This is a genomic window from Mesorhizobium sp. M2A.F.Ca.ET.039.01.1.1 (genome assembly GCF_003998035.1).
GTDB lineage: Bacteria > Pseudomonadota > Alphaproteobacteria > Rhizobiales > Rhizobiaceae > Mesorhizobium.
The window spans coordinates 1-2350 of sequence record NZ_RZRY01000852.1 but is presented as its reverse complement, the minus strand read 5'-3'; the positions used below and the strand labels follow the sequence as shown (position 1 = coordinate 2350).

Annotated in this window: 3 protein-coding genes and 1 pseudogene; 1 reads left to right on the top strand and 3 read right to left on the bottom strand. The window is 64.1% G+C overall.

The window, feature by feature from the left end:
* Together EOA24_RS34625 and EOA24_RS34620 are read right to left on the bottom strand one after the other, a co-directional pair.
* Positions 1-496: TetR/AcrR family transcriptional regulator (locus tag EOA24_RS34625; RefSeq protein ID WP_133374780.1), on the bottom strand; the 496-nt coding region annotated here is incomplete at its 3' end.
* A gap of 131 nt (positions 497-627) precedes the next feature.
* Positions 628-1218 carry a DUF308 domain-containing protein gene (locus EOA24_RS34620; protein WP_126080252.1) on the bottom strand — a complete coding sequence of 197 codons (591 nt, stop codon included), beginning with the start codon at positions 1216-1218 and terminating at the stop codon, positions 628-630.
* A gap of 164 nt (positions 1219-1382) precedes the next feature.
* Here EOA24_RS34620 and EOA24_RS34615 point away from each other — a divergent pair, with 164 nt between their 5' ends.
* Positions 1383-1898, top strand: coding sequence for a GNAT family N-acetyltransferase (locus EOA24_RS34615; RefSeq protein WP_126080253.1), 516 nt, complete (start codon positions 1383-1385; stop codon positions 1896-1898).
* Positions 1899-1927: 29 nt separating this feature from the next.
* On the opposite strand, the pseudogene EOA24_RS34610 reads toward EOA24_RS34615, so the two are convergent.
* Positions 1928-2350, bottom strand: a pseudogene (locus tag EOA24_RS34610) (malate synthase G); the annotation flags it as partial.

The window sequence follows — 2350 nt, the reverse complement described above, 5'->3', positions numbered from 1 at the left end:
CCCCGTGCACGGTCGCCATGAAGGCCTCGGCCTCGACGCGCGGCGCGGCGGCGATCGTCAATGTGCCTTGCTCGGCGCCGCGCTCGATAACACCCGTCAGCCAGCCCGAGAGAAACCGGAAATAGGCTCGCACTTCGGCGGCAACTTCGGGCGGCAGAACCGGAAGCTCGCTCGCCAGCAACGCGCAGACGCAAAACGGCCTGCTCGCGTCCTCGATGCACTGGGCCCAGAAGCCGGCATAGGTTCGCAGCAGCTCGGGCGGCTCAGGCACATTGCGCTCAAGTTCCGTCATGCCCGTCACGGCATCCTCGAGGTAGCGCCTGACCAGGGTCTGCACGAGGTCGACCTTGCTTGGGAAATGATGATGGATGCTCGCCTTGCGGATGCCGACCACCTCGGCGATATCGGCGTAGCTGAAGCCGTTATAGCCGCCGGCGACGATGAAGCGTCGCGCGGCGGCCAGGATGTCGTCGGCTGTATTCGAGGGCCTGTCCATAAGCATGCCTAGAGCGTTTCACCGTTTCACGGAAACGGCGAAACGCTCTATCTCCTTGTTTTGACGCAATTCCTGCCGGAAAACCGCGCACACTTTTCCTGGAATTGCTCTAATCTCCGGCGGCAGAAATCTCAACGCGCGGCCTGCGGCGACCTGCGAAGCAGGTCGCTCACCGAAAGCCAGACGGCGGACACCAGGAAATAGAAGGCGCCGAAAGCGGCATAGGGCGCGACATTGGCGATGCCGATGGCCTCCGCGCCGCCCGCCATCTTGATGAAGAAGAGACCGGCCAACGCCGACTGGGCGCCGCTCAGGATCATCGCCCACTGGGCGCCGTTGGTCTTCCAGCGACGAACCGCCGTCAGAAGCTGAAACGCACCGGAGAAAACGGCCCAGACGCCATAGACCGCGAGCACCGCGTTCATGCTGTGGCCAAGCGCGATGGCAACCGCAATCGCGGTGACGATGCTGACGACGAAGTTGAGCAGCTGCGACCTGTTGCGGCCGAGACCGCCGCTGCGCTGCGCGTCGAGGTAGTTCGCAAGCGCGTCCCACAGCGGGTAGGCGATCAGCATGACGGCGGCCAGCGGCGGCACCATCTTCGCGACGGTGAAGGCTGCCAGGACCCAGGCTGCCGATACGGCAAAGCGCAGATAGTAATAGCTTTTGAGCCAACCGTTTGAGGAGTTGGCGCGGCCTTGACCGCTCGTTTGTGCAGACATGATGTTAACTTTCCTTCGATTTGATTTCCTACCTACTAGAAGGTAGATACGCATCCGTCAAGCGTTTGCGAGGTGGCCGCCTGGGCGTTACAACTCTTTGAACGCGCAATCGCGTCCGGAAATTGCGCGTGGTATGTTGGAGCCGATCCGCGCGGGGGCGAGGGATGATTTCAGTTCTGCCGGCGCGCAGCGCCGAAGATTTCGAGACACTGGCGGGGCTCTGCCGCAAGCTCGCGCAATGGGACGTCGACGCTTCGGCGCCGCATGGCGTCTCGGCCGCGGATGTGAGGGCTCCGTTCCATCCCGAAACAAGCGGCCCGCAGCTGGCCGCGCAGTTCGGCGCGCCGGATGCGATGGCGTTCATCGCCAGATCCGGAGGCCTGCCGGCGGGCTGCCTAGCCTTCGATCCGTTCGGCGAAAGCACGGTTGAACTTCACAGGTTCTTCGTCGACGCCGCTTTCCGGGGGCAAGGCATAGGCCGCGCGCTGATGGGCGCGGTCCTGACGGAGATCGACAAAGGCCCCGCCCGCACGGTGCTGATCCAGACGATCTTCTACATGGAAAGCGCCATCGCCGTGTATGAGGCATTCGGCTTCAGGCCCTGCGCGCCGTTTCGCGACACACCGGCGCATGTCAGGCACACGGACGTGTTCCTGTCGCGGCCAAGCAAAGGCGCGTAAGGGCCGCAGCCGTCGACCAGCCGGCAGACTCAGGCGGAGCCCTGCCTGTCCCGCGCCTTCAGCTCCAGCCGCCGCGCATGCAGTACCGGCTCGGTATAGCCGTTGGGCTGGCTCGTCCCTTTGAACACCAGGTCGCAGGCGGCCTGGAAGGCGATGGAATTGTCGAAGTCGGGCGCCATCGGGCGGTAGAGCGGGTCGCCGACATTCTGGCGGTCGACGATCGCCGCCATGCGCTGCAGCGAGTCCCTGACCTGGATTTCCGAGCAGACCTTGTGGCGCAGCCAGTTGGCGATGTGCTGCGAGGAGATGCGCAGCGTCGCGCGATCCTCCATCAGGCCGACATCGTTGATATCGGGCACTTTCGAGCAGCCGACGCCCTGGTCGATCCAACGCACGACGTAGCCCAGGATGCCCTGCGCATTGTTGTCGAGCTCGCGCTGGATCTCGTCCGG